This is a genomic window from Heliophilum fasciatum, from assembly GCF_004341395.1.
GTDB classification, from domain to species: Bacteria; Bacillota; Desulfitobacteriia; order Heliobacteriales; family Heliobacteriaceae; genus Heliophilum; species Heliophilum fasciatum.
This window is the reverse complement of the sequence record NZ_SLXT01000010.1, coordinates 72,440-99,342: the sequence shown is the minus strand read 5'-3', so window position 1 is coordinate 99,342 and position 26,903 is coordinate 72,440. Positions and strand designations below refer to the sequence as shown.

The 26,903-nt window shown below is 46.6% G+C and carries 23 protein-coding genes and 1 pseudogene; 14 read left to right on the top strand and 10 right to left on the bottom strand.

The genetic code is table 11. The features are described from left to right. Positions 1-2 precede the first annotated feature (2 nt). From EDD73_RS15595 to EDD73_RS07305, 5 genes and pseudogenes are all read right to left on the bottom strand, one after another. Positions 3-1,622 (bottom strand): PAS domain-containing hybrid sensor histidine kinase/response regulator, encoded by a 1,620-nt coding sequence (locus EDD73_RS15595; protein WP_423244900.1) that lies wholly within the window; start codon positions 1,620-1,622, stop codon positions 3-5. Between the two features lie 264 nt (positions 1,623-1,886). After that, positions 1,887-2,663: pseudogene (locus EDD73_RS15590) on the bottom strand (cache domain-containing protein); the annotation flags it as partial. Between the two features lie 38 nt (positions 2,664-2,701). After that, the gene (locus EDD73_RS07315; protein WP_131919135.1) at positions 2,702-3,094 is read right to left on the bottom strand and encodes an Hpt domain-containing protein; all 393 of its coding nucleotides are present in this window, start codon (positions 3,092-3,094) and stop codon (positions 2,702-2,704) included. 235 nt (positions 3,095-3,329) lie between these two features. Continuing rightward, a complete protein-coding gene (locus tag EDD73_RS07310; RefSeq protein ID WP_131919134.1) occupies positions 3,330-5,432 on the bottom strand; it encodes a beta-propeller domain-containing protein in 2,103 nt (700 codons plus the stop codon). Positions 5,433-5,445: 13 nt separating this feature from the next. After that, on the bottom strand, positions 5,446-6,447 hold the full coding sequence (locus EDD73_RS07305; RefSeq protein WP_131919133.1) for a peptidylprolyl isomerase: 1,002 nt from the start codon (positions 6,445-6,447) through the stop codon (positions 5,446-5,448). Positions 6,448-6,686: 239 nt separating this feature from the next. On the opposite strand from EDD73_RS07305, the gene EDD73_RS07300 reads away from it, so the two are divergent. Further along, positions 6,687-8,789, top strand: a complete 2,103-nt coding sequence (locus EDD73_RS07300; RefSeq protein WP_131919132.1) for a methyl-accepting chemotaxis protein — start codon at positions 6,687-6,689, stop codon at positions 8,787-8,789. A 127-nt stretch (positions 8,790-8,916) separates the two neighbouring features. Here EDD73_RS07300 and EDD73_RS07295 read toward each other — a convergent pair whose 3' ends face one another. After that, the gene (locus EDD73_RS07295) at positions 8,917-9,216 is read right to left on the bottom strand and encodes a hypothetical protein (RefSeq protein WP_131919131.1); all 300 of its coding nucleotides are present in this window, start codon (positions 9,214-9,216) and stop codon (positions 8,917-8,919) included. Positions 9,217-9,425: 209 nt separating this feature from the next. On the opposite strand from EDD73_RS07295, the gene larE reads away from it, so the two are divergent. The 5 genes from larE to EDD73_RS07270 all read left to right on the top strand — a co-directional run bounded on the left by larE (position 9,426) and on the right by EDD73_RS07270 (position 13,640). Then, positions 9,426-10,244 (top strand): ATP-dependent sacrificial sulfur transferase LarE, encoded by an 819-nt coding sequence (gene larE / locus EDD73_RS07290; protein WP_131919130.1) that lies wholly within the window; start codon positions 9,426-9,428, stop codon positions 10,242-10,244. A gap of 21 nt (positions 10,245-10,265) precedes the next feature. Beyond that, positions 10,266-10,952 (top strand): class I SAM-dependent methyltransferase, encoded by a 687-nt coding sequence (locus tag EDD73_RS07285; RefSeq protein ID WP_131919129.1) that lies wholly within the window; start codon positions 10,266-10,268, stop codon positions 10,950-10,952. A 22-nt stretch (positions 10,953-10,974) separates the two neighbouring features. Further along, positions 10,975-11,565: a hypothetical protein gene (locus EDD73_RS07280; protein ID WP_131919128.1), complete on the top strand. Its 591-nt coding sequence runs from the start codon at positions 10,975-10,977 to the stop codon at positions 11,563-11,565. Continuing rightward, positions 11,562-13,256, top strand: a complete 1,695-nt coding sequence (locus EDD73_RS07275; RefSeq protein ID WP_131919127.1) for a hypothetical protein — start codon at positions 11,562-11,564, stop codon at positions 13,254-13,256. The genes EDD73_RS07280 and EDD73_RS07275 overlap by 4 nt, the downstream gene beginning before the upstream one ends. 144 nt (positions 13,257-13,400) lie before the next feature. Continuing rightward, positions 13,401-13,640 (top strand): hypothetical protein, encoded by a 240-nt coding sequence (locus tag EDD73_RS07270; RefSeq protein WP_131919126.1) that lies wholly within the window; start codon positions 13,401-13,403, stop codon positions 13,638-13,640. A gap of 165 nt (positions 13,641-13,805) precedes the next feature. On the opposite strand, the gene EDD73_RS07265 is transcribed toward EDD73_RS07270, so the two are convergent. Continuing rightward, positions 13,806-14,204: a DivIVA domain-containing protein gene (locus EDD73_RS07265; RefSeq protein ID WP_165876373.1), complete on the bottom strand. Its 399-nt coding sequence runs from the start codon at positions 14,202-14,204 to the stop codon at positions 13,806-13,808. 685 nt (positions 14,205-14,889) lie between these two features. Here EDD73_RS07265 and EDD73_RS07260 point away from each other — a divergent pair. Continuing rightward, complete coding sequence (locus EDD73_RS07260) at positions 14,890-15,582, top strand: hypothetical protein (RefSeq protein WP_131919124.1); 693 nt, start codon at positions 14,890-14,892, stop codon at positions 15,580-15,582. A gap of 44 nt (positions 15,583-15,626) precedes the next feature. Here EDD73_RS07260 and EDD73_RS07255 read toward each other — a convergent pair whose 3' ends face one another. From EDD73_RS07255 to EDD73_RS07245, 3 genes are all read right to left on the bottom strand, one after another. Continuing rightward, positions 15,627-18,602, bottom strand: a complete 2,976-nt coding sequence (locus tag EDD73_RS07255) for a response regulator (RefSeq protein WP_131919123.1) — start codon at positions 18,600-18,602, stop codon at positions 15,627-15,629. An 80-nt stretch (positions 18,603-18,682) separates the two neighbouring features. After that, positions 18,683-19,840, bottom strand: a complete 1,158-nt coding sequence (locus tag EDD73_RS07250) for an ATP-binding response regulator (RefSeq protein WP_131919122.1) — start codon at positions 19,838-19,840, stop codon at positions 18,683-18,685. Positions 19,841-19,851: 11 nt separating this feature from the next. Continuing rightward, positions 19,852-21,951 carry a sensor histidine kinase gene (locus tag EDD73_RS07245; protein ID WP_131919121.1) on the bottom strand — a complete coding sequence of 700 codons (2,100 nt, stop codon included), beginning with the start codon at positions 21,949-21,951 and terminating at the stop codon, positions 19,852-19,854. Positions 21,952-22,168: 217 nt separating this feature from the next. Between EDD73_RS07245 and EDD73_RS07240 the strand changes: the two genes are divergently transcribed. The 7 genes from EDD73_RS07240 to EDD73_RS07210 all read left to right on the top strand — a co-directional run bounded on the left by EDD73_RS07240 (position 22,169) and on the right by EDD73_RS07210 (position 25,996). Then, entirely contained in the window at positions 22,169-22,375 is a 207-nt protein-coding gene (locus EDD73_RS07240) for a DUF1657 domain-containing protein (RefSeq protein ID WP_131919120.1), read from the top strand. 132 nt (positions 22,376-22,507) lie between these two features. After that, positions 22,508-22,714, top strand: a complete 207-nt coding sequence (locus EDD73_RS07235) for a DUF1657 domain-containing protein (protein WP_131919119.1) — start codon at positions 22,508-22,510, stop codon at positions 22,712-22,714. A gap of 68 nt (positions 22,715-22,782) precedes the next feature. Further along, positions 22,783-23,631 carry a DUF421 domain-containing protein gene (locus EDD73_RS07230; RefSeq protein ID WP_131919118.1) on the top strand — a complete coding sequence of 283 codons (849 nt, stop codon included), beginning with the start codon at positions 22,783-22,785 and terminating at the stop codon, positions 23,629-23,631. A 13-nt stretch (positions 23,632-23,644) separates the two neighbouring features. After that, the gene (gene spoVAC / locus EDD73_RS07225) at positions 23,645-24,115 is read left to right on the top strand and encodes a stage V sporulation protein AC (RefSeq protein ID WP_131919117.1); all 471 of its coding nucleotides are present in this window, start codon (positions 23,645-23,647) and stop codon (positions 24,113-24,115) included. A 2-nt stretch (positions 24,116-24,117) separates the two neighbouring features. Beyond that, entirely contained in the window at positions 24,118-25,125 is a 1,008-nt protein-coding gene (spoVAD, locus tag EDD73_RS07220; RefSeq protein ID WP_131919116.1) for a stage V sporulation protein AD, read from the top strand. A 19-nt stretch (positions 25,126-25,144) separates the two neighbouring features. Beyond that, entirely contained in the window at positions 25,145-25,498 is a 354-nt protein-coding gene (gene spoVAE / locus EDD73_RS07215) for a stage V sporulation protein AE (RefSeq protein ID WP_131919115.1), read from the top strand. A gap of 60 nt (positions 25,499-25,558) precedes the next feature. After that, positions 25,559-25,996 (top strand): YhcN/YlaJ family sporulation lipoprotein, encoded by a 438-nt coding sequence (locus EDD73_RS07210; RefSeq protein ID WP_165876372.1) that lies wholly within the window; start codon positions 25,559-25,561, stop codon positions 25,994-25,996. The last annotated feature ends 907 nt before the right edge of the window (positions 25,997-26,903 follow it).

The following is a 26,903-nucleotide window of genomic DNA, read 5'->3' as shown; positions in this document are numbered from 1 at the left end:
CCTTATTCCGCCGGGCTTTTGACCAATTGCTCTATCGCATCGAGGAGTATCTTTTTCTTCAGCGGTTTTGTGATGTGGCGATTACAACCGGCATCTAAACTGCGCTGAACATCTTCCGAAAGGGCATTCGCCGTAATCGCAATAATCGGCACCGGTGAACGATCATGGTCACGTTCCCATTGGCGAATCGCTGCCGTAGCGCTGTAGCCATCCATAATCGGCATTTGCATGTCCATCAACACAAGATCATATCTATTTTGTTCATATTTTTCGACAGCTTCCAAACCGTCTTCGGCAAAGTCCACCTTGTAGTGATCACCGGCCAAATACGCTTTCAGCAAAATCCGGTTGTTTTCCGCATCCTCAACAGCTAAAACCGCCAGCGGTGCTGTTGATCCCGACGGCGGAAACTGCCTCTCCGGCACCGGCTCAACCACATCCGTCGGTACTTGCGGCACCCCAAGCGGCAAGAGCAGCATAAATGAAAACGTGCTGCCGACGTCAGGTTGACTGGCAACGGTGATATCGCCACCCATCATCCGCACCAGGTGGCGGGCAATCGGCAAACCTAAACCGGTACCGCCAAAGCGGCGCGTCGTCGAAGAGTCCGCTTGGGTAAAGCGTTCAAAGATCTTATCTTGACTGTTGATGTCAATGCCGATGCCTGTATCTTGCACAAGAAAGTTCAATTTCACTGCTTGATCTTCCTGCACAGTTTCATCGGAAACTTTGACAATTTTCAATGAAACCCAACCTCGCTGGGTAAATTTCACCGCATTGCCTACGAGATTGACCAGCACTTGGTGGAGTCGTTCGCCGTCACCGCTTAGATGAACCGGTACATCATCGGGGATATGGATACGCAGATCGATTTTTTTCTGCAAAGCACGTACCTTGACGATCGTTTCCACCCGGTCGACTAATTCCCTTAGATGGAAATAGCGATTTTCCAACTCCATAAAGCCGCTTTCGATCTTGGAAAGATCAAGAATATCATTGATCAAGACAAGCAATGTTTCACCGGCCGCGCGACCGATACGCAAGTATTCTCGCTGCTCCGGCGGCAAATCACTTTCCCAAAGCAAGTCATTCATGCCTAAAATCGCATTCATCGGTGTACGAATCTCATGGCTCATGCTGGTCAAGAACTCTGATTTCGCCTGCGACGCCGCCAACGCTTGATCGCGAGCCGCCCGCAATTCCGCTTCAAAACGCTTCAACGGGCTGATGTCAATGACCGTACCGATCAGCGCATCTTGGCCTTGATAAAAGGTCGTCGAACCATACACTTCGACATCAATACTTTTTCCCTGCTTGGTCGTCGCTTGAATCTGAAAATGGGTCATCACCGGTGTTCGCTCGAGCAATTCAAGCATCTGACCATAATGGGGGTGAGCCCGATCCACAAGATCGGTAAAATTCTTTTGACCGATCAAGTCCTGCGGCGTGTATCCAAAGATTCGCGCAAAGCTACTGTTAATGTAGGCAAATCGCTGATCTTGAATAATATAAACACCCACTTGCGATTCTTCCACAAGGCTGCGATATTTGGCCTGCGCTTCAAAGAGTTGATTGTTCCGGTCTTGCAACAGACGGAAATTATCAACAATCCGTTCACTCATGGAATTAAAAAGCGAGACTAGCTCTAAAATCTCCGCCGGTGAGGATCGAAACTGTTCCACATCAATAAATTGCGCATAATTACTTTTGCGAATTTCTTGGGCCATCTCAATTAAATGCATGATCGGTTGGCGGATTTTGCGGCTGATAGAAATCATCGTCAATGCGGACAGGCTGAGCAAAATCGTTGTGGCCGCCAGAATATCGGTCAGCGAGTTATAAAACGGAGCAAAGGCTTCGCTTTGATCAATGGACCCGACGAGCATCCAACGCCGCCGCGGGATCAGTTGATAGACACCAAGTACCGGACGACCGCGATAATCGTTGTACATGACCATCGCATTGCCGGTGCGCAGCGCTTGCTGAAAAGCCGACTCATTAATCGTGGGCTGTAAATCACTTTTGTTTGTTAACCGCGAATTGTTGATAATCTTGCCGTTAATATCGACCAGAAAGGCTTCTCCAGTGTCGCCCAAGTCAAAGTTGTCGATCATCCGGTAGATGTTTTCCAGATCGACACTGGCGGCAATCACCCCATGAAAGGCACCATCGTTCCCCGTGATCGGTGCCGCCACGGCGATGATCGGTTTTTGCTCACTGCGCGAAGTCAGCATTCCCGAGATGAAACTATGCCCTTGCCGCGCTGCTTGAAAATACTCGCGATCGCCCACATAGGCACGAATACTGCTGGGCGGGCTTAAACGTGCATCATATCGCACTTGACCGGAAGGGGCAACCACAAAGAACGTTGAAAAATAGGGATTAGCGGACATCACATCTTTAAGCGCCCGCGTTATTTCATCTTCATTGCCGGTACGCCAGACAGGCAACATGGCGATCATTTCCGTGGCTGTTTTTCGTTCTTGAAACCAGTTTTCAATATACATTTGTTGCAATTGAAGGGCTTTGCTTAATTGCTGATACTTCTCTTGCTTAACGTACGTGTAATTGACCGATAAAAAAATCGCCAGCAAGAGCAGTATCGTCCCCAAGGTCAGCGCAATTCCCCGCTGAACAAGTTGAGAGAATAAGCTTTTGCCCATACTATCACAACCTTACCGCAACAATTCCATGAATTGCATCATTCGGTCGCTTGAAACAACGCACTGCTTCCGGCTTCCTTGAGGCTCTGTAACTCCATCACCACTGCATAGTACAAGATTTCTAATTGATCAATCATGTCCGGCAAATCATCCGTTTGCCCTGCTTGGATCTGGCTTTCAATGTTTTTACATAGCTTCGCGGCTTGATACGCGCCAATCATACCATGATCATTTTTCATCTTGTGAACTAAAGTCGCAATACTGTCATAGTTTTCATCAGCCAAATATTGTTTCAAACGTGCGATATTTTCCGGTGTTTCCTTGGTATACAAGCTCACCACACTGTCTAAAACACCCCATGCCGTTTCTTCATCAATACCATCAAGGATTTCCAAGATCATCGAAACATTGAGCATCGCATATTTTTTCATACGTTACGTCCTTTCACATTCGTTCAAAAGGAAATATCGCTAATGTACTTCACCATAACTAATAGGTTCTATATTTCTTTTTACGTGCTTACTTTTCCTTCTTCACCTATATCAACCCTAGACGAAAATCGACAATTTTACCCGTTGTAGCGCAGTTTTATTTTGTCCATAACCACCAAATAAGCCAAAAACCTTTGACCCCATTCAAAGGCGGGGGCAAAGGTTTTGGCGAGACTTAGTTCGACAAGGATAAGGAACCACGCTTTTCCAAACGATTCAGATCATGAGCCTGCATCTGGCTGAGCGACAGTGTGTACAAGGTATCACCAATATAAAGGGCACGCTGCACATAGCTGTCCCCATTCATGCCCATTGAGGGGTTGCCCATCTTCAGCATTTCCTGGTCATCCAGATGGGTGATGCGCCCACGCAGGCGGAATCCGGCGTCGCGATCGAGTTGATACACATAAAGCCCCTGGTAAGCAAATTCTCCATAAGCGGGCCAAGGCGAAGGTTCCTCTTGCTTGGTCGCCGGCAGTTGGTACAACGCTACCGGCAAGGCCAATAAACGACGCTCCCGATCAAACAACAGCGCTTTGGGATTGCGCAAGAGTTCCGAATCCGTACCGCGATCGCCGATCTTTTCAACGAACTTTTCCACGGGATGGGTCACGTCCGTCACGTCGAACAGGGCAATCTTCAGCCCCTGGTAAAAAGCACGCGTTTGCTCCGCACGAAAGGGATCATTTTCCACAGCCATTTCGATCGTATCTTTGCCAAAACCAATGATGTGGTTTTCATCATAAGGATGGAGATAGTCGCTGTATCCGGGAATCTTTAAGGCACCAAGGATTTTGGGCTGAGTGGGTTCTTGCAAATCAATCACAAACAGGGGATCCACTTTCTTGAACGTCACCATATAGGCACGGTGTCCCATGAAGCGTACGGAGTAAATTTGTTCACCCGGCGCAATGCCTTCGATCTTACCTTGAACCTTCAAGTCCCGATCGAGAACGTAGAGATTGTTGCTGGATGACGGTTCACCTCTGCCCCAATGGTTCCCTTGCGTCGTGGCGATACGCAAATGATCGCCCTGTTCATCCATGGAATACTGGTTGAGAATACGACCGGGTACTTCCCCCGTCTGGCCGCCAAAGTTCGCCGCACCTTGGGCCAAGTTGAAGCGATAAAGTCGGGTTTTTTCCGGATAGGTCAGGCCTCCCCAGAAGGGCGGCATGGCGATGCGCGGCGCCAGATCATAGACCGGTTTGGTATAGCCCGTCACGGCTACATACAGATGCTGCGGCGAAGCGTAGATATTTTCACCGGAGCCCAGATAGGCTTGCACCTGCGCTTTTTCCTGCAGGGCATTCAGCTTCAGACCGGCCACGATCAAATAGTTCGGGGTGCGAAAATCAGGAAAATACCGAATGTCACCGGGCAGGATGGTCTGCACCGCATCGGCTGTTGCCGTATCGCGATATTGCGGATACAGCGCAGGATCTTCTTTTTCCGGAAGGCCAAAGCCCAGATAACGATTGGCCACCAGATAAAGATCATCACCAACACGACGGGATGACACATAATCACCGGTCAGGGAAAATTCACGGACAACCTGCGGGCGACTGCGGTCACCGATATCATAGACGATGGTTTTCACGGTGCGCTGCCATGCCGGCATGATCGGGTGAAGTTTTTCGGATGCACGATCTTCATAAGGTACGGGATCGTAATCGGGTTCAAGGTTCTCTTGTTGACCGATCACAACCAAGCAGTTGCCGTTGATATAAATCTCCTGCGGACGCATCGCTCGTTCGTCATAGGTAAGCTGAGCCGTCACCACCATGGCGTCAGACGGTGCAGCCTTGAGGATCAACAGCCGCTGGCGATTGACTTGATAAATGTACTGCCCGTCAGTCTTGACGATATCGGCTTCATCGACACCGGCCACTTGGATATTCGTCGTTGAATAAGCCGATGATGGAGCGACTTCGGCTGCCGGAGCCATGACCGGCATATCCGCTTTTTGAGCGATCGCCATCTTCGGCATGGACCCACGAATGAGCCCTGCGTCTTCCATCACCGCTTCCTGCTCCGCTTGGGCCCGTTCCAAAATGGCACGCAGGGCCGTGTAATTGCCCACCACCGGCAGCGAAGTGTTGGTTGTCGCCGCCAGGGCCGGTGCAATCGTCATCATGGCAGGAACGCCGGTCACAGCCAGAGCCATGGCACCGATGATGGCGATTCCGGCAAGCAGCAGTGATACGGCCAGGCTGTAGCGCCCTGGCTTGGCCAACCAACGGGGCACCGAGGACGAAGGCTGATCGGTCCGCTTCATCCAACTCACTCCTTTAGTCGAGTTCGTTGATCTTTACTTTTTTAATATAGATATCTTCCGCCGGCTTGCTGGCTTCACCGTTGCTACCGGTCAACACCGGCGTATCGGAGATGGTTTGAATCGCTTCCATGCCTTCCATCACTTGACCGAATACGGTGTAGTTGGGATTTTCATTAAGGTACGTCACTTGCTCACCGTTACCGATAAAAAACTGGCTGCCGTTGGTATTGGGGCCGCTGTTCGCCATGGCCACGACGCCGGGCGCATAAGGGATTTTCGCCGGTAACTCATCTTTAAACTTGTAGCCCGGGCCTCCCATACCGTTGCCCAGGGGATCACCGGTTTGAATCATAAAGTCTTTGATGATCCGATGAAAACGTACACCGTCATAAAATCCTTCCCGCGCTAAAAATACAAAGTTATTGACCGTTTGCGGTGCATCGGCGGCCAGCAATTGAATTTTAAACGTTCCGCGGTTGGTCTCCACTTCGGCTACATATTTCTTTTTCGCGTCAATCTTCATCACTGGCGCACTTTTATACTGGCCGTTTCGTGAAGCGATCTTGGCCGGATCGGGGCCTTTGGTGCTGATTCGGATCGTAAACGGTGTTTGGCGCCAGAGCACATCAGCACCCAGCGTTTGGCTGACAAAGGCCAGTGGCACCATCGTGCGATCGTTTTGAATCACCGGCGCCGTTGGCATGGTGACAGCCTGTCCGTTTAGATAGGCTGTTTTTTCATTGATCGTCAGGGTGATTCTTTGACCTTGATGCCGAATCGTTACTTTTTGCTCTTCTCCGTTCCATTCCACCTGAGCACCCAGATGCTGGCTGATAAAGAAAAGCGGAACCATGGTACGATTATCTTCATTAATGTAAGGTTTGGCTTGTTCGAATTGAACCGGTGCACCATCGACCAATAATTCAATCGAATCGGCCGGAGCAGCGGAGGCGACGGTGATCCCGCCGGTCAAGACCCCGAGGGCCAAACATAATGGGATAACTCGTTTCATCATTGCAGCTTCTCCTTTACTTCGTCGTTTGTTACCATAATCGCATAGGTTTGCTTTTCTTTCAAGACTCCATCTTGACGGTAATCGACTACATAGCCATTAATGTAACAAAAGAGCAACTCATCGTTTCAATCACTACATAAAAACAGCCGATGCCGGGCAGGAAGAGCGAAGGATATCGCCGAAAAAGAATAAAGAAGCAAACACGATTATGGATTTAGACAGACAAGGAGGTTTGTTTTGTGAAGCTTCAAGTAAAAATGTTGTCTCTTATTCTCGTACCTGTTATCTTGATCTTTTCGGTGATGACCGCTTATACAAGCATTACGTTCTACCGTTTTGATGTAGAGGATGCTACCCGCCTGGCAATCGCCGATGGTCAAGCGCTGTCCAGCCAAGCCCAGGCCTATCTGGAAATACGTCTCAACAACGCACGGACCTTAGCTGCTGTTATGGAAGGCATGCGTAAGGACGAAGCCACAGTGAATCGCAATACGGCCAATGAATTGCTCAAAGCCATGCTTGAAGATAACGAAGACATACTCGGCGTGTGGTGCGCCTTTGAACCCAATGCCCTTGATGGAAAAGATCGCAATTACATCAACCGCCCGGGCCATGACAGCAGCGGACGTTTTATTCCGCATTGGAACCGCGTAAACGGCACGATTCAAGTCGAACCGCTCCAAGGCTATACCACACCGGGTGAAGGCGATTACTACTTACTCCCCTTCAAAAATGAAAAAGCCACCATCGTAGAGCCCTACGAGGCCACGATCGGTGGACGCAAAATCCTGATAACGACGGTTGCTTTCCCGATTCATCATGAAGGAAAGGCCATCGGTGCCGTCGGTATCGACATCGCCGTCGATCAACTGCAAAAACTCGTTACAGCAACGGATACCCTGAAAAACGGCTATGGCCGTTTACTTACCAACCAAGGTATCGTCGTTGCCCATCCTCAGCCGGAACTGGTTGGCAAAAGGGCCGATGAATTTGCAAACAGCAACGGTCCCGATATCCTATCGGTCATCCGTAACGGCAACCCCTTTGCTTACACCACATACTCGGCAGAACTGGGTGAAGACATCTTCATGAGTTACGTGCCGGTACCGCTTGGCGATACGGGAACACCTTGGTCTGTGGCGATTACGGTTCCGCAAAAAGAAATCATTGCAGCAACCAACGCGATGGTGTTTAAGCTCGTTTTGATCGCTCTTCTCGGTGTGGTCATCATTGCCGTCTTGGTCTTTTTCTCGGTTCGCACAATCGCCCGGCCGATCATCGACGTTACTCATGTGCTTGACCAGCTCAGCCACTATGATTTTTCCGAAGGTACAACCAACTTAAACTCCCGTCGCAACGACGAACTCGGTACGATGGCCGAGTCACTGTCCCACATGCGAACCAATGTGGTTAACTTGTTTAAAGAACTGCGCAATGCAGCTCAAAAAGTGACCGATTCGGCGCAGAACATGGGCGAAACAAGTCAGCAATCGGCACAAGCCGCTGATGAAATTGCCCGCACCATCGAAGAGATTGCCACCGGTGCCAGTGAGCAAGCCCGCAACACCGAAGAAGGCGCGGGGAAAATCAATCGTATGGGCGAAATCATCGACCAAGATCAGCAACGGCGTCAACATTTGTACAGCGCCGTGGAAACGGTCGTGAAGCTCAAAGACGAAGGCAACCGCATCTTGCAAGACCTTGTGGAAAAAACCAATGCCAGTCAGAAATCAGCGCAAGCGATCTATGAGGTCGTCGTTCATGTCGATCAAAGCGCCGAAAAAATCGGCACGGCCAGTGAAATGATCAAAAGCATCGCCGGCCAAACGAATCTCCTCGCACTCAATGCAGCCATTGAAGCAGCACGGGCCGGTGAGGCCGGACGAGGCTTTACGATCGTCGCCACGGAAATCCGGAAACTGGCCGAAGCATCCAGTACCTTTACAGAAGAAATCGGCGAAATCGTACAGGACCTGATCACCAAAACGTCGAACGCCGTAGAAACGATGAATCATCTTTCACGCCTTGTCAGCGATCAAGCCCACAGTGTGGAGCTAACACGCTCAAAATTTGCAGGCATCTCCGGGGCCATCGAGCAAACTAACGCTGTCATTGAAGCGCTCAACCGCTCCGGTGAAGCGATGGAACAGAAAAAGCAAGAGATCATCCATGTCATCGAAAATCTATCGGCCATCGCCGAACAAAATGCCGCATGTACGGAAGAAGCTTCCGCCTCCGTGGAAGAACAAACGGCCGGGCTCAACGAAATCGCTAACGCCAGCATGGCGCTGGCCAACCTTGCCGCCGAAATGCAGCGAGAAATCGCCAAATTTAAATTCTAAAAGCAACAAAAAAAGCCCCTCATTGGCTCGTCCAATAGGGGCTTTTACTTGTCAGGAATATGTTTTTTTACGATTTGCAAACGTCCCGTTTGGTTTCTACCCTGGAGTGTCTGCTTTGGGCCAAAAACTAGCACCATACATACTGATTGCCGCGGCATGAACAACCCCCACCATTTGATTCCAAATTGGCTAACCAACGAACTGTTGACAACAATTCATCGAACCGCCGAAAATTCGCCTGCGATTCGTCCATCAAGGCAATGACGGCATCAATAAACATGTCATCAATCTTTTCTTCCTTGAAGCATACTACACACTTTTCCAACCAATCTTTGCATTCTTCACTTTGGAAGAAACTAACCCCTCCACGGGCGGCCATAGCAGATCTGCGCAACATATCCCCTTCTGCCGAAAGTTCACGAAACATATTGTATTCCACCTCCTTATGGCTACACTTTTCCTGCTTAAATTATAGCACGGCAATAGAGGAAATCAACTATGTATTAACAGTAAATGTTTTTATTTTTTACTCCCGCCACCGGTCAGACCGCTAGCACCGGCATTGAAGGGGCATCATGAAAACGCTACAATAGGACCAACGCCAGCGCGCGAAACAGAGGTAACAGGAGGCATCACATGGCTTTCCGGGAAAAATATCAAAGATTACAACGGCTGCTGCAGACGATGGGCACTGTGTTGATCGCCTATTCCGGCGGCGTGGACAGCACCTTTTTATTGAAAGTTGCGCGAGACACACTGGGTGATCAAGCGATCGGTGTATTGGGGATATCCGGTACAGTGACGCCTGCGCAAGTTGACGAAGCCCGTCGGCTGGCTGCTAGCATGGATGCAACCTTTCTCACCGTTACTACCGATGAGTTCAGCCGCGAAGAATTTGTTAGCAATCCCAGCGACCGTTGCTATCACTGCAAAACAGCCCTCTTCGAACGGCTCTGGGAAATCGCTCGCGAAAAAAACATTCCCTATATTCTCGATGGTAACAACGCCGATGATCAAGGAGATTATCGACCCGGCATGGAAGCAGCGCGGCACATGCACGTGCGTAGTCCCCTGTTGGAAGCCGGTCTCACCAAACAAGAAATTCGTATCCTCTCCCAAGAACTTGAATTACCCACTTGGAACCGCCCTTCCTCCCCCTGTCTCTCCTCCCGCCTCCCTTACGGGATTCGTATCACCTCCGAGCGCCTCAACCAAATCGCTCAAGCTGAAGCCTATTTGAAAGAATTAGGTTTTGCGCAGGTGCGTGCCCGTTACCACAACGATATTGTGCGGATTGAAGTCGATCCTCAGCAGATGACCGCACTTGTGGCCCTAGCGACCGAGGTCGTTCAATTCATGAAAAGCATCGGCTTTATCTATGTTACCCTGGACCTGGCCGGATTTCGCTCGGGCAGCCTGAACGAATCGCTGAGTCTTCAAAGCGCACACAAATAAGCTGTATGAGAGGTGCTTTCATTGCATACGCAAAAAGAATCGTTACAACACAAATTCAATGCTTGTGCTCAGGAATACGACGGGCAACGGCAACAGTTAATCCCGTGCTTTGATGATTTCTATTCCATTGCTGTGGCTTTGGCCAATACGAAAAAACCAGCACCGAAAATTCTCGATATCGGTGCCGGCACCGGATTGCTCTCCGCCTTTTTACTGGAAGTCTACCCGGACGCCGAGTTGACGCTGATTGATATCGCCGAAAACATGCTCGATATCGCCAAAAAACGCTTTCAAGGCCGGCCCAATATCACTTATATCGCTGCTGACTATACACAATACTCCTTTCCGGAAAAGTACGATGTGGCCATTTCCTCCTTGTCGATCCATCACTTAACCGGTCCGGAGAAACAAAAGCTTTATCAACAAATTTACGATACAATTAGTGACAACGGTCTTTTTATCAATGCGGACCAAGTGCAGGGCGCTACACCTTGGTTAGAAACAACCTATATGAGCGATTGGCGCGCGAAAGTTGAAGCCAGCGGTTTGTCGGCAGCAGAGATCCACGCTGCCTACGAACGGCAAAAGCTGGATAAAATGTCTCCCTTAGACGATCAACTAACCTGGCTGCGTCAAGCCGGTTTTCGAGATGTCGACTGCATGTACAAATACTATAATTTCGTCGTCTTATTCGGACGTAAACAGTAACTACGAAATCGGAGTGAAATCATTGTTATTCACAACCGTTGACAGTCCTGAGTTCCTCACATCCCTTTGCAGTGTCAACAATGAGCCCATCGGCAGCCTCACTCCGCTGGACCTCTTGCAACGGCTTCGAACGATTCAACAGACACCGGGTCAAGCTGTTCATCACCTGGATCCATGGTTTATGGGACTCTACGAGGAAATTTTTATTAAACCCAATCGGCTCGTTCACACCGACCTGTACCGCCGGGCCAACCGCTTTCCCTTGCCGGAGCCCTGCAGCACCGAACACATCAGTGTATGGCGTACGAACATGGATCAACTCGGTTTAGGCTACCGTATTCCCTCTGGCTTTTACGCCCTCATTCGTCCGGCCACCGTCACCGCTATCGTTGCGGCATGGCCCCAAAGCCAGGGAACTTTGTATGACTTTCTCCATTTACACCTTACGACCTTCCTCCCGTGGCAATGCAGCGACGGCGATGTGGCCACACCGATTGCCGCCACCTTCCTGCACCTGGCCCGGGCAGGGTATCTCGAACTGACATGCTGTCCTGATCTACCTTCACCGGCTTATTTTCAACATCAATTTAATTGGATCGTAAAGAAGCAATGATGATAACGGATTCACCACCCAACAATTGTGCAGCCTCTTCTGCAGACCTTGGTTATGAAGCCATTCACCAATGGTTATCCCAGGGCGCACCCAGAAGTGAAGACCTGGCGGGATTACGGCAAGGCATTGCCTACTTCATTATGAGTCTTGTCCCGATGAATATGTTTTGTGCACCTTCACATGCACGGACCCACAGCGTCTTACAACGAAAAGCAAATTTTGATGGCTTGCCGATCCCGATTCAGCTTGAAGGCATCGATACTGATCCAGGCATCTGCGTCCCGCGAAGCATCGGTTCCTCAGCCTTTGATTTCTACCAATACACCCAAGCAACGGGCAAAGCCAAAGCCTCCCTCTACCATCGCTTGCTTCGCCATCCTGCCGGTGTAGCCTTGATCTTGCAAGGGGAACTACTTCACCAAACATGGCAGGATCAGTTGGCAAGACACCTGAACTGCACACTGCCTGAATTGGCCTGGCATTGGCGAACAGCCACCATGTTCGAATCCCCGGAGCAAGCAGTCCTTCGCCCTCATTGGTCTAGGGAGCAACAGGGCGCGATCAATGACTTTTTTGATGATTGGTTCCCCAACAGCGAAAAGGGTATCCTGCGTGGAGCAATACCTGACCTGCAGCCGGATCAGGTTGCACCGCAAGGCTGCTTTAGCCCGGCGAATCACTACCACGGGCTGAATTCCCTGGATTCCCTGGACTTCATGTTGCAGTTGGATAGCCAAAGGATACCACAAGAGTTTATCTGGAATGGCGAACCCCTTACTCAGGCCATCGAAAATTGGCAGCAGGCGCTGGCTCCGGTATGGTCGGCGATTCAACAAAAGCATGTGGACCTCCGTTGTACGATGGAATCGATCCGCTGCACCCTAACCGAGAATGCACAACAAGGTAATTATTCCGAAGCTTTTCCCTGGCATCGCTGGTTACAAGAATACGAATCATTAATGCCCCCGATTCCGCCTTGCTGTACCTCCTTGGCCGATACGACTGATCAACTTACCTTGTACAGTACAAGATTCCATCAACTCCATGCTAATTACAGCATCCTCGCCCATGTGCAGGATTGGCTGACCTCGCCCGCATTTGCCGAGGAGCATCGATTGGTAATCCTATCGGCATTGCTCGCCCGGGCCATCATCAGTGATTACCGGGAAGATCCGTTGCAGCGGTTGCGTCAAAACCTATGTAAAGCCCAAAGCCTGACCTTAAAATCAACATTTGCTTCTTGGCAACAGTGGGCACGGCATCTACAACAGGACTGGCAAAAAACCTATACAACTGCCAAAGAGCATCTTGGTGAAATACTGCCTTGGTGGATTCGCTACTGCCGGCAAGCGATACTGCTCAAACGACTTTCGCTCCCCTTAACGCCACCTTTGCCCGACCTTGATTATGAGGCATTGGAAAAAGACTTGTCTCAATTCCCGCAGCACTTATCCCGTTTTGCCAGCACCTGGGGTGCACAACTGAGGCACATCGATGCCAAGGGGACCCTCCCCTTGGCTCGCTTGTCGCCCGCGTCGGGGTTATCAGCAGAAATCATTTCCTTTATTACAGCCGTGCTCAATCAACAGGCAACCTTGCTTGATGTAAGCCCGGAACTACTAGTCGAAATTAAAGAAAAAGTTCCGGAGCTCAGCCAATTCCTTTTTATCCGGGCCGTGCCGTCTAAATAATTCAACGTTCCGGGCATGGCACAGTCATGGCACTGGAAACGGTCATCTGGAAAACAAGTTGCCTTAGGAGGTGGTCGCCGCATCGCAGCATATTGGGAATATCAGTTGTAGGAGAATCGTTCGATTTTATCGGAGGTGTTAACTGTGGAACATGGTCTTGAACGTATGGAAAAAACGCTCAGCGACCTGATCCGCGTCATGGAAGACACCACTTCGATCATGGAGGATTTGGAGAAGGATCTGATCACCGCCCAAGAAGTAATGGCCAACCGCTTTGCCGATTGGCAGCAAGAAACAGCCCGCTTGGAACGAGAAGGTCGGACTCGGCGTCCCCGCTTTATGCTCTGGAGCAAACGTTTATCTGCTAAGAGCTTTTCTGCATAACATCATCAATTCCTAGAAGACTTAGTTGCCTTTCGTGCAACAGGTAGTGAACCGCATCTATAGGCTTGATCGACAAAGCCCCTGAAATCCCACGCTGGGACTTCAGGGGCTTACGTTTTCCTTGATCAATTACCATTTCCTTGATCAATCATTCATATGTCGGAATCAATCATTCATCTGTCGGAGTTTTTCCGGAGATACTTGTCCATCGTTGAAGATCTGGTGCAGCGTCTTCTCCACAAAACGCAGTTGCTCACGGGCGTCCTTCCGCAACGCTGCGACTTCAGCCTCGGCTGTCGCTTTGATCAACCGCGCTTTTTCCTTGGCAGCTTTTTCAATATCAGCGGCCGTTAATTCAGCACGAATCAAGGCTGCTTTGATATACTCCTCTTTCCACTGATACGTGCCCAACTCGCGTTGCAAAAGGGCTCGCTGATGATATAACTCACGGTAAAGTTGGGCTACCAGCGTAAGTACTTCTTGGACTTGCCCCGGTTCATAGCCATGAAAGGTTCGCTTTAATCGCTTTACATCAAGAATAGCATCTAATTCTTCCGGCTTCAAAAAATGCTCTACCTCCTTGTCGAAAACTGGCACGGACCGTCTTTGATCGTGCAAAGCGGCAGGAGCAAGCATGACGCATCGGTGGTACGGAAAACCAAACATTAATGTGGGAACAACGTAACATCGTAATCTACTCGTAGAGCATAGTTTATTTCTTTTTTAAGACTTTTTTTCCTGCTGTATAATTGTTAATTCGAGTATTGGAAGTAAAAACAGGTTTCCAGTCACGGTTACTTGATTATGTATAGAACCTCGCTATGCACCTTAGATCAACCGCGGGAGCTGAGCGGGGTTTGTTTATTTTGATCGCTCTATTTTATCTACCTTACCAACGATTTTTATGATACAATCCTTACAAATTTAATTATCATGGCTAACCCAATTTTTTTCCATCAATTTCAAATCATCAATTCACGCCCCATCTTATAATTTATATTAATATCAACGATTCACCTGAAATACTTATTTTTCCACGCACCTTATTTCTAGCTTATCACTTGACATCTCCCTCATTTTTCCTATATGCTCTATCTGAAACTTTTTATTCTTCGCCTTTTTCGCCTATCTTCCATCCCATTTGTTCTTTTCTTTTCTTTTTTCCTCCGCTTCTCTCCCTGGCGAATCGGAAACACCGGCCTATCGCTTCCTTATATGTCAATAATCCTTATAACGAGGTGTTTCGACCATGAGTCTCTCGGAAACCCCGACCGAATTTAATCAAGCGATACAACCGACACCTACCGTTGAACCTTCACTAGCTGAAAAACTTGACCGCCTTAAGTCCTTCCGGCCCAATCAAATTCCCTATGCCGGATTATGGGCGGCGCTGATCGTGATCACTATCGTCGCTACTCTCAGTGCTTACTTCTATCAACAAAGCACTTTTGGTGATCGATTGCTCACGGCCGAACAAGTGAATTATCTCGCCGAGCATAACAGGTATGATAAAGAACTGAATTTAATTTTCCAGCGCAAAGATGAGATCGGCAGTGCCATCGATCAATTGGCTCCCATCGCCCAAGAATGCTTGCAAGCGTGTGACAAGTACCTGGCCCTGATGGACAGCGAATATGTTCCCCCTGAGTTTGCCGAGTATCATCGAGTCCAACGGGAAAGCATTAACTACCAGCGACGTTCCATGGAAAGTTTATTGCGCTACTTTGAGACCGGCTATCCATCGTCCGTAGAAATCTCCAATCAATATACCGAGTATGCCAACTCATCGGGCTTCTCAGCGTACCTTAAGTTAGAAGAAGCCTTTCGACAAAACGGTTTTAAGTATGAAAAGCAAGCAGACGGTCAATTGTTTTACTGGCATAATAACAAACGCTTGAATAAATTGTTTTACTGGAATAATAATAAACCGATTCCCATCTAAAAAAGAGGCCATCCCCGTGGTTAACGCCATGGGGATGGCCTCTTTTATGATCTCCTCATCGATGGGAGACCTTCGATTTGCATCAGAATCGCCTGCGCCTGCTTATAATCGAAGTTGTCGATACTTTGCTTTAATTCATGTAAAGAGTCTTCCGCCGCCTTTTCATGGGCCAGTATTTTTATGATCTGTGCCAGGAAATCATCTTCGATAAAGAGATCCTTTTGCAGAAGACAATAAAATCTTGCCAATAACTCTTGCCGGTATGGCTCATTTTGAATTTGATGACCATCAACATGGCCCCCATTGACAACAGGCTCTTGGTTTCGGTCATCAATGACCAAGGCTTCAATCGCTTGCCCAAGTCTTGATTTTTCCTCTAAAAGCGCTTGAATCAGTTGTCGCGGTGTATCGCCCCAAACAATAGCCCCTTGAATATTCTTACATATCTCCATGACAGCCAAGGCACCTACATTGCCCGACGAACCTTTAATCGTATGCGCTAGTTCATTTACTTGATCCCAGTCCCCTTTTTCCGCTTGTTGAACCATCGCCTGTGTTTTTGCTGATAAATCATCTAAAAATGTATGCAAAAGCATCCTGTAAAGCTTCCGATTGCCGCCCAAGCGACGCAATCCCTCGGCGGGGTTAAGGCTTGGACAATCGCTAATGGTTATGGACGGTTTTATCGCTTCTGGTATGGATGGCTTTGTGGCTTCTTTTTTCTTCGAAGAATCGCGTTTTTTATGTAACCACAAAGCGACTTTATGGATTAACGCTTCCGGCTCAACAGGCTTCGAGAGATAGTCATCCATACCGGCTTGAAAACACTGTTCCCTATCGCCGGCCATCGCATGGGCTGTCATGGCAATGATCGGAGTTTGATTTTTTTGGCTGTCAGGCATCGATCGGATCATTCTTGTTGCTTGATATCCGTCCATTTCAGGCATCTGAATATCCATTAGGATGAGTTCAAAATCATTTTCTCCAAGCAATGCTACTGCTTCCGCACCATTTTTAGCTGCTGTTACATGCAATCCTTGATTACTTAAAATCTCTTGTGCTATCTCCCGGTTAACCTGATTATCTTCCACAATCAAAACCGAATGACCGGCTAACCCTTGATCGAATGGCTTCTTAACTCGCTCAAATTTATCAACCATATTTTCGATTTTACTAAATAGTTCGATGATCGCTTGAAGAACAGTCGTTGGTTGGAGCGGTTTATGCAATAACTCAACGACAGTATGTACATTTCCAATGGATTTAGCGTCCTCGACTTCGTCTTCGTCTTTGTTCTCGTTAATCGTCAGGATAGTTGGTGTTGTTCCGAAATTAATAGCATATTTTTTTTCTAATGTTCCTTTTGCATGATTGTTGGCTACCATCTGATAAGGCAAAAATACCAAATCAGCAGGCTTTTCAAATACTCCTCCCTCGGGTTCTGTTTTCTTGTTGAGCGCTTCTTGAGAATCATGCAGTCTGTATTCGAGATTCAGAGCGCTCATGCTCTCGCCAAAGATCTGCTGATCGCGAGGTTCATCTTCGATGATGAGTACATTAAAGTCCTTACTATCAACCAGTGATTGGATTATGGATACATCCGTTTTTTGAGCAAAAGGTACCGTGAAATAAAACGTCGAACCTTGTTCAGGCACGCTTTCCAGCCAGATGCTTCCTCCCATTAATTCAACCAATCGTTTCGTAATGGAAAGTCCCAGGCCGGTACCATGGTGATTTTCAGACATCAGCGTACTTGCTTGGTAAAATGGCTGAAACAACAATTTATGTTTTTCCTTTGGTATTCCAATACCGGTATCTTTCACTGCAAAAAGGATTTGTATCTTTTCTTCATCCCGCCCTTGTAGATGGGCTGCAATTGTGATTTCACCTTCGTAGGTAAACTTCACGGCATTCCCGATTAAATTAGTTAAAATCTGATTGATTCTTAATGGGTCTCCCCATAGACAAGACGGTATTCGGGAATCAATCACGGTTCTTAGATGTAATCTACTATTTTGTTTTTGCAATGAAAAAATGTCAAGAATATTTTTTACGATTTTTCGAATAAAAAAAGCACGATTTACAAGGTTACCGGTTTCCATCTTGGAATAGTCCAAGATGTCGTTAAGAATACCAAGTAAGTTTTGCGAAGACAGTTGTATTTTTTGAAGATACGTTAATACTTCCTTATCTATACTTTTCATCTTCGCCAGATGAATCATGCCAAGTATCCCATTCATCGGAGTTCTGATTTCATGGCTCATATTCGCCAGGAACTGGCCCTTTAATACCGTTTCCGCTTCTGCTCTTCCTATTGCTTGTTTAAATGCGCTAATATCCCTGCCGATCCGTTGTATTTCTAATATTTCACCCTTTTCGTTTTTGATTTCATAATCTTTCCATTCGACAACTCTCATGCCTTGGGGAGTATGAAAGTGTTGCTCTTTATCTACTTTTTTGCCTGCCAGGCATAACGTCGGTAGAATTTCATTTTGTTCAGTTGCTTGAGTGAGCAAACCATCAAGATGGCAACCAATAAGCTCTTCTTTATCTCTACCGATAAACTCACTTAATGCATTGTTAACATAGGTTAATTGATTATTTTTATCGATCCGAACAACCAGTTCTTCCTGTTGCTCTTCATTCCCGCGGGAATATACATCTTTCGCCGCTCCATAAATATTATCTTGAAATTTGGTGAAATTCCAAGATAGAACATTGTAGGTTCCATTTTTATTTTTAATTCGATTTAATAGCACGATTGTTTCTGATTCATCAATTTTCGTAAAAACTTCTCTGTATCGGTGCAAATCATCGCAATGTATAATTTTCTCAAATTCAATGTTATTTAAATCAGTTTTGCTATAACCAAGATGATGTTCCCATGCGTTATTTAGTTTAATTATTCTACCTTTTGAATCTAAAACACATAAAAGATCGTGAGAAATGCTAAAAAAAGGGTTGTTTTGATCATTGTGATTTAATTCTGATTTTCGATTCTCCCTCTCTACTTCACTCAATTCTTATTAACCCCTTTGTTCGCATTATTAATTAAATAGATGAGGTAACCGTGCCATCGTCAGCATGCAACCACACAGTACTATATCTTGATTTTATTGAATTCTTTTACAAAAGAAAAAACGGAGCCAATCCCTTCATGACTCTCTACACAAATATGGGAATCCATCTTGTCTAAAATCGACTTGCAAATGGCGAGTCCTACACCGGCCCCATTATATTTTCTCTTGTATGAAGCATCGCCTTGGGTAAAGGGTTCAAAAATATGATCCAAAATTTCTCCTGACATTCCTATTCCAGTATCTTTGACTCTAAATAAAATTTTAATCGTATCATCATTAGATTCCATTAGTTCCGCTTCAACGGACACCTGCCCCTTTTCGGTAAACTTAATCGCGTTATCAACCATTCTGGTTAAAACATCTTTTAATTTCATCGAATCACCAATTACCATCAACGGCAATTTATCATCGATAGCAACACTAAAATCCAAACCTTTTTTTCTCGCCATTGCATCTAACGAAATAGTTGCATCTAAAATCGCAGAGTGTATGCTAAAAGGAAATTCTTCAGTTTCGAAATTTCCCGATTCAATTTTTGATAAGAACAAAATGTCACTTATCATATCAAGCAACATTTTAGTGGATTTTTTTATATAATCAATTATTTCTTTTTGTTCTTCTGTGATAGCCGAAACTTCAAGCACCTCAATAAATCCAACAATACCATTAATCGGTGTTCGTATTTCATGATTAATATTTGATAAAAATTGACTCTTGAGAATATTCGCTTCTTCCGCTTTTTCCTTGGCTATTCTTAATTCATTTTTACTTTTTTCGATTTCCTTGATGTATCTAACTATTTTTAATTGATTGCTGACTCTCGATTTTACAATCACTGGATTAAAGGGCTTAGTAATGTAATCGATCGCACCTAATTTTAAACCGTTTTCTTCGTCATCAGGACTATCGAGGGCCGTAATAAAAATAACCGGTATATCTTTCGTTTTGGAGGACTCTTTTAATCTCTTACAAACTTCATATCCATCCATTTCCGGCATCATAACATCCAGAAGAATAAGATCCGGAGGATCGTCACCTAAAGCAATTCTTAACGCAGTATGACCGTTATTCGCAACCTTGATCTCAAACAGATTTTTTAATAATTCAGCTAAAGCAATAATATTTGTTCGCGAATCATCAACGATCAATATTTTTTGTCTGTATATTGCATCTAGCATTCAGAGCACCTCTAGCCATTTTTTATATCATTGATTTTTTCCAGAATCGCTCTCGACTTATCATAATCAAAATACTCCAGACTGTTTTTTAATTCTAATATTTTACCTCGTAAGATAATTTCATCAGGCATGTTGTTTTCTATTTCTTCAATTAGATCATTGCCAATGAAGCAATCGCTTTCTAACAACATGCTTATTTTATCCAAAATAATGTTGAGTTTTTGTTTCATTTCTTCCGCTGAAACATGGTTTTCTTCTTTTTTTTCTTCACGGTTAGCGCTCAGCTTCCCGGCACTATGCTCGATCTTGTCCAGCGAATCTGCTGGGTTATCATCGATGTTTTTATGTAACGTTACTTTGAAATAGAATGTGCTTCCTTGGCCTTCTTGGCTTTCAAAGTATATCTCTCCGCCCATCATATCTGCTAATTGTTTGCAGATGGCCAACCCTAACCCTGTTCCGTCATATTTTCTTGTGGTCGATTCATCACCTTGCGTAAACAGCTCAAAGACAGTTGTTTTTTTTATTTCCGGGATACCTACTCCCGTATCCTTGACAGTAAACAAAACTTTAATCTGATCGGCAGTTATGTTAGTTGCCGATGCAAACACTTCAATTTGTCCTTTTTCTGTAAATTTAACTGCGTTACCAATTAAATTAATTAGTATTTGCCTGATTCTTATTGTGTCACCAAGAAGAGTCTCAGGAACATTTTCATCTACTCGATATATGGATCGGATATTATTTTTGTTTATTTCATGTTCAAACATATCCAAAACCAGTTTTATCTCTCTTTCAATAAAAAAAACTTGATTATTTTTTTGATACTTCCCTAAATTAAATTGATAGTAATCGATAATGTCACTGAAAATCTTCAGCAATATTCTTCCAGAAGCTTGGATTTTATCTAAGTAATATTTTGTTTTTTGACTTTGTCCTTCCTCTAATGCTAAGTGACTTAAGGCGATAATTGCATTCATCGGTGTCTTGATTTCATGACCCATATTAGCTAAGAATCGATCTTTTACAAGGTTAGCTTCCTCTAGTTGATATAAATAGTTATTGCTTTTATCTAAAATTTTATTAATTGATTTTCGAATAATTTCAAATGGGTCTTTTTCGTTGATCGGCATGCGGTAGGAAATATTGTCTTCAAGCGAGATCTGGTTTACATCCTTATCCAAATCGAGAATCGGTTCTAGAATATCCTTTTTCTGTTGCCATTGTAGCATCAAAAATACCATCAATGATGAAACTAATGTAATGATAAAAATTCTGAAATATTGGATTAAATTCTTTGCGTAATCATCTAAGGGAATAAAACTAGCAATCGTCCAATCTGTATTTTCAATCGGCTGATAAGCTAAAAACCCTTCTTCCCCTTCTAATTTTATTTTGGCAATTCCCGATATATTTTTTAATATATTTTCTTGAATATCCGCGGAAATATCTTTGACACTCTTTAATCCTGATGAAAAGTTATATTCATAACCAGGATGAGCAAGTATTTGTCCTTTGCCGTCAATCAAAAAGGAGTAACCCTTTTCACTTATTTTCTCATTATGAATGATGGAAACGATGTCCCTGACGTCGACATCACCCGATACAACACCAAGCAATTTATTTTCGGCGTTATAAACCGGTTTAGCGATCGTAATGATCAATCGGTCTTTGGATGCATTGACAAAAGCTTCCGTTAACACCAGCTTTCCTTCATTTACGGCTTTTACATACCAAGGGCGCGTACGTAAATCAAATGTTTCAGGCTTTACCCAACCACTGCCGTTGATCATTTCATTATCAACTGAACCAAAGTAAATTGAATTAAAAGCAGGATCTTGTTTCATTAAAGCCTTGAAGTATTCTAAAAGTTCTTCATCGGTGCATATCCCCAAAGCGATCAGTTCCGTTGTATTGCTGATAATTTGAGCCTTTTGTCTTACTTTAGATTTGATCTCACTTCCGACAATATCTCTGGACTGCATTGTCAGAACAGTTCTTTCATCCATTAATATTTCATAAAAATAATTATATTGAAAAAATAACCCGGTTGCTACGACTACCGAGAGTATAAGGCCTAAAACATAAAATTTTCTGATTAAGTTGTTCACATGATTCACTTCCCAATCATAATAAACAATATGATTTCTTTTTTTAATTCGATTTTCAAGCTATTTGTTTCTTTTGTCAAGCATAAAATATTCCCCAGCCCCTTTTTCTTTGAAAACCATTCCGTCGATTCCATATTATAGGAACAACGTCGACGCATGAAACTTTCTTGATTCTCACAAACTTCTAGAGGAAAACGTTGCAAGGGAGGTAAGAACTATGACTGTCGGCACTCAAGTTAAGCAAACGCTTGCAGGGCTGAAATCAGCCCAAGGCAGTTTCGAGACTTTTGCTCTGCAAACCAACAACCAGCAGGCCAAAGATTTATACACTCAAGCTGCCCAGCAAACGCAAAGCATCATTGATTCCATCGAGCCGCGCATTGCTCAGATTGAGCAAGAAGAACCCCAATATAAAGGCTTCTAAAACGCCTTCGCAGGCTTTCTCGTTTCTTGCCGATTTCCTAGCTCCATCCCGGGCATGGGCTCGGGATACATAGAATCTCACCGGCCGGATTTTACGTTATTCGGCTTTTATTTTAATAAGGAGGTTATTCCCGTGACTGTCAGTAGCCAAGTTAAGCAGACCCTTGCCAGTGTCAAAGGTGCCCGTTCTACCTTGCAAAGCTTTGCCATCATCGAAGAGAATCAGGAAGCTCATGCGATCTTTAGCCGTAATATCGACCGCTTGGATCAAGTGATTGCTGATTTTGAGCGGCGTGTTCAAGAACTTGAATTCGCAGAGCCGCAGTACAAAGGTTTTTAGCTGCTTCCATCTCAATGACTCACTCCGGGGTCGCCGCTTCATTAAATGCTGACGAGGAGAGATCATTCATGCCGGATGTGCTCATGTTTTTACTGCGGACTGCGCTTCTCTTTGTTCTGGTGCTGGTTATCACACGCCTCATCGGCCCTCGTCAACTTACGCTTTTTGATCTCGTAACGGTGATGGTGCTTGGTGTGACGGCAGCGATGATGACCTTCAATCCGGCACTGACCCTACCTGGAGGAGTACTCCTGATCACCTGGGCAGCTTTGTTTATGGCCATGCAATTCTTGGCCATAAAATTCAAGGGCGTTCGCGACTGGATACAAGGCCGTGAAACCATCTTGATCAATCACGGCCAAGTACTGGAGGACAAACTGCTGGAAGCGCGCCTGACGCCGGAAGATTTACTCAGCCGATTACGCCGCAAAGATGTCTTTAATGTCGCTGATGTGGAATTTGCCATCATGGAGCCCACCGGTGAGATGAGCGTGTTGCTGGCCAAAGAAAATCAACCGGTTACGGCCAAGGGCCTAGGCATGCCCGTCGGACACGCCAGTGTGCCCCAAACGGTGATCCTCGACGGTGAAATCATGGACGAACCGCTGGCTGCCCTGGGGTTAAATCGAGGGTGGCTGCACACGGAACTGAAAAAAGCCGGTGTGGCCGAGGAGAATGTTTTTATCGCCCAGGTGGACTCGGTTGGACAATTGTATCTGGATTTATTTGATGATGCGATTGCATTGCCCCACCCCAAAACCAAAGAGTTGCTTTTTGCAACCTTGAAAAAAAACCAAGCCGACTGCGAACTCTTTGCCTTAAGTACCCGGCACGAAGCTACGAAAAGGATGTACACCAGTGCGGCCCAGACCATAAGCGATGTGGTACGCGATCTGGAGCCGCTGCTGAAGCGCTGAGGAGGGCTTTTTTATGTCGGACATGCTGAAAAAAAAATTATCGCCGGTGCAACAAGAGTATCAGGATTTTGCCAAGCAGCGTGAACCGCAACGTCCGGTGCTGCGCAACGTAATCTGGGCTTTTTTTGTGGGCGGTACCATTTGTCTCTTCGGCCAGCTGATTCAGGACTTTTTTCTTTGGAATTTTGATTTTACCGAGAAAACGGCCGGCAATCCAGCCGTGGCCATCTTGATCTTACTTTCGGTACTGGCAACCGCCTTCGGTGTTTACGATCACCTGGCCCAACATGCCGGTGCAGGCACGGCCGTGCCGGTGACGGGCTTTGCCAACTCCATCGCTTCGGCGGCACTGGAACATCGCAGTGAAGGCTTTGTGCTGGGCGTTGGCGGTAATATGTTTAAGCTGGCCGGTTCGGTCATTGTCTTTGGTGTTGTCGCTGCTTTTGTTGTCGCGTTGATTAAGATTTTGCTGGGAGGGACGTAAGCATGCTCACCGGTCATCAGACCTGGATTTTTCCCAACCGTCCCGTCATTCGCTCCAGTGCAGCTGTCGGTGGCCCTTATGAGGCGAAGGGTCCCCTGGCTGATGATTTTTCGCTGCTCCATGGTGACTTATGGGTCGGCCAAGACAGTTACGAGAAAGCCGAACGCAAGATGATGGAAGAAGCTTGCGAATTGGCGATTCGTGAGGCCGGGATGGAAAAAGCTGATATTCAGTTTTTTCTGGCCGGTGATTTGCTGAACCAGATCACGCCAAGTTGCTTTGCTGCCCGCACGGTCGGCGTTCCCTTTTTAGGGCTCTACGGTGCTTGCTCCACGGCGATGGAAAGCCTGGCCCTGGCAGCTCAACTCGTTGACAGCGGCGCGGCGCAACGAGTGCTTTGCGGTACGGCCAGTCACAATGCGGCCATTGAAAAACAATTTCGCTATCCCACGGAATACGGTTCTCAGAAGCCACCAACGGCGCAGTGGACCGTTACCGGCGCCGGCGTCGCTGTACTCACCCATGACGGCGAGGGGCCACGCGTTACATCTGCGACGATTGGGCGCATTGTCGACATGGGGCTCTCCGATCCCTTTAACATGGGGGCAGCCATGGCCCCGGCAGCCGTCGACACGATTACGGCACACATGCGTGATCGCGCCATCTCGCTCCATGACTACGATCTGATCGCTACCGGCGATCTGGGCCGCGTTGGTCACCCCATTGCGGTGGATCTCTTAAAGAAGCACAATATCGACATGCCTTATGAGCGCTTTACCGATTGCGGTATCTTAATCTATCATCCCGATCAACCGCAGGTATTAGCCGGTGGCAGCGGTTGCGGTTGTTCGGCCACCGTCACTTACGGGCACATTCTTCGTCGCATGCGCCAGGGGGAACTGCGTAAGGTGTTGATCATCGCTACGGGAGCACTGCTTTCGCCGCTTTCGTTTCAGCAAAAGGAAAGTATCCCCTGCATTGCCCATGCTGTTTCCATTGAATTCGCTTAGGTGAAAGGGAGGATTGCCGGTGGAAATCTATTTCTGGGCTTTTGTTGTTGGCGGTCTTATCTGTGTAATCGGTCAATTGCTTATGGACGTGGGCAAATTAACGCCGGCCCATACGATGAGCGCCCTAGTTGTGGCCGGCGCTGTGCTGGGTGGACTTGGTTGGTATCAGCCGTTGAGTGATTTTGCCGGAGCCGGCGCAACGGTGCCGATCACCAGCTTTGGCAACGCCCTGGTACGCGGCGCCATGCAGGAAGCGCAGCAGACCGGTGTTGTCGGTATTCTTACCGGTATTTTTGAAGTAACCAGTGCCGGTATCTCAGCAGCGATTATCTTTGGTTTTCTCAGTTCCTTGGTTTTTCGGCCACGGGGATAGTTTCCATGGGTAGCGCTAAACGTTCAATGACGCTAAATGTTCAAGGAGAGTACAACCATCATGCCTATCTTTCGCCTTGCTGTCCTGATGCTTCTGGCCCTCGTTCTAACCGGTTGCGGCAACATGACTAAATACACATCGGTGGAGTCAATGGGCGACCTCAATGCCACGCCGCCGCTCGACGCCGTTGCCGCTACCGCGCAATATCTGGCTATGCGAGTTCCCGGTGTAATCGCCAGCACCGCCGTCGTTACCGATCATGAAATTACCACTGCCGTTCAGGTCCGTGGTTTTGATCGATTACGCCTTAAGAAAATCCGCGAGGAAGTGAAGGCGCAAATTCAAAGCGCCTATCCAAATCATCAAGCCTTTGTAACGACCGATAAAAAGCATTTTCAACAGATTAAAGATCTTGGTCCGCTGGCCGTTACGGATCCCCGCGCACCCGATGTGATCAGTAAAATAAGCAAAATTAACCGAGAGATCGTTGCACCGTAGTATCCCTTGGGCTCGCGCCGAACTGTCAGATGCTCTTGCCAACCACAGATAACCCATCCCCTTGTTCAAGCAAAGGGATGGGTTTTTTGATTGCTTTTGATCAGGTCGGTCCTTGATGCCAGCAGTAATCATAATGTCCCCAAGGCTGGCAGTGGCACCTCGGATAGCAACATACATACCAGCAAGTACTCCAGGACTGCCCCCAATGACAAGACGATAGGGTGCAGCAATCATGTTTGGGATGTGGTTTGCAGGATGGCTTACGGCGCGGACAACGATGCGATTTTGTTTGCATCCTTGGTTCCCCCTTTCTTTCCTCTTTCACCTCATCTTATACCATTTATTTCCTTTTCGTTCATGGTCTTCTGACACTTTTCTTGATCCTTGTTTTTTTGATCCTTGTGTAGATAAGCCGGATATTGTCCTGTGGAACATAAGGAAAAATGATCCATATATTGTGGTGATATCTTTACAGGAGGTGCCATTATGTCTTTATGCTATTCGACTTGTGCACCCAATCCTTGTTCACCAAGTATGTGCATCATCAGTAAAAAATTTCATCCACCCGATTGTCCACTGGCTTGTGCATTTAAACAAAAAGAGATTCACCACGAGATTACCCTGCCTTGTGCAAAACCTGATGTAATCCGGTTGCTCGAGATTCCTTACGTTGATGCCAAGATTACCAATTTACGTATTATCGAAACGCCCTGCGGTCACTCCTTGGGTAACGAACTTCTTACCGGCAAAAAAGCCGTGGTCCGCGGTGAAGCTTGTGTTCACCTGGTTTATCAAAGTGAATGCAGCAATTTAATCGCCCTGGATAAAACGATCTCTTTTTTTGCAACGATTATCGTTCCCGAATGCTGGCACGAAAAAATGCCCCTCTATCCTTCGGTGCACCTAG

Coding starts and splice junctions, on each gene's coding strand:
- spoVAD (WP_131919116.1), top strand. CDS start 24,118: ATGCTCACCGGTCATCAGACCTGGATTTTTCCCAACCGTCCCGTCATT.
- EDD73_RS07240 (WP_131919120.1), top strand. CDS start 22,169: ATGACTGTCGGCACTCAAGTTAAGCAAACGCTTGCAGGGCTGAAATCA.
- EDD73_RS07210 (WP_165876372.1), top strand. CDS start 25,559: ATGCCTATCTTTCGCCTTGCTGTCCTGATGCTTCTGGCCCTCGTTCTA.
- EDD73_RS07295 (WP_131919131.1), bottom strand. CDS start 9,216: ATGTTTCGTGAACTTTCGGCAGAAGGGGATATGTTGCGCAGATCTGCT.
- EDD73_RS07260 (WP_131919124.1), top strand. CDS start 14,890: ATGAGTCTCTCGGAAACCCCGACCGAATTTAATCAAGCGATACAACCG.
- EDD73_RS07305 (WP_131919133.1), bottom strand. CDS start 6,447: ATGATGAAACGAGTTATCCCATTATGTTTGGCCCTCGGGGTCTTGACC.
- EDD73_RS07250 (WP_131919122.1), bottom strand. CDS start 19,840: ATGCTAGATGCAATATACAGACAAAAAATATTGATCGTTGATGATTCG.
- EDD73_RS07310 (WP_131919134.1), bottom strand. CDS start 5,432: ATGAAGCGGACCGATCAGCCTTCGTCCTCGGTGCCCCGTTGGTTGGCC.
- EDD73_RS15595 (WP_423244900.1), bottom strand. CDS start 1,622: ATGAGTGAACGGATTGTTGATAATTTCCGTCTGTTGCAAGACCGGAAC.
- EDD73_RS07315 (WP_131919135.1), bottom strand. CDS start 3,094: ATGAAAAAATATGCGATGCTCAATGTTTCGATGATCTTGGAAATCCTT.
- larE (WP_131919130.1), top strand. CDS start 9,426: ATGGCTTTCCGGGAAAAATATCAAAGATTACAACGGCTGCTGCAGACG.
- EDD73_RS07230 (WP_131919118.1), top strand. CDS start 22,783: ATGCCGGATGTGCTCATGTTTTTACTGCGGACTGCGCTTCTCTTTGTT.
- EDD73_RS07275 (WP_131919127.1), top strand. CDS start 11,562: ATGATGATAACGGATTCACCACCCAACAATTGTGCAGCCTCTTCTGCA.
- spoVAC (WP_131919117.1), top strand. CDS start 23,645: ATGTCGGACATGCTGAAAAAAAAATTATCGCCGGTGCAACAAGAGTAT.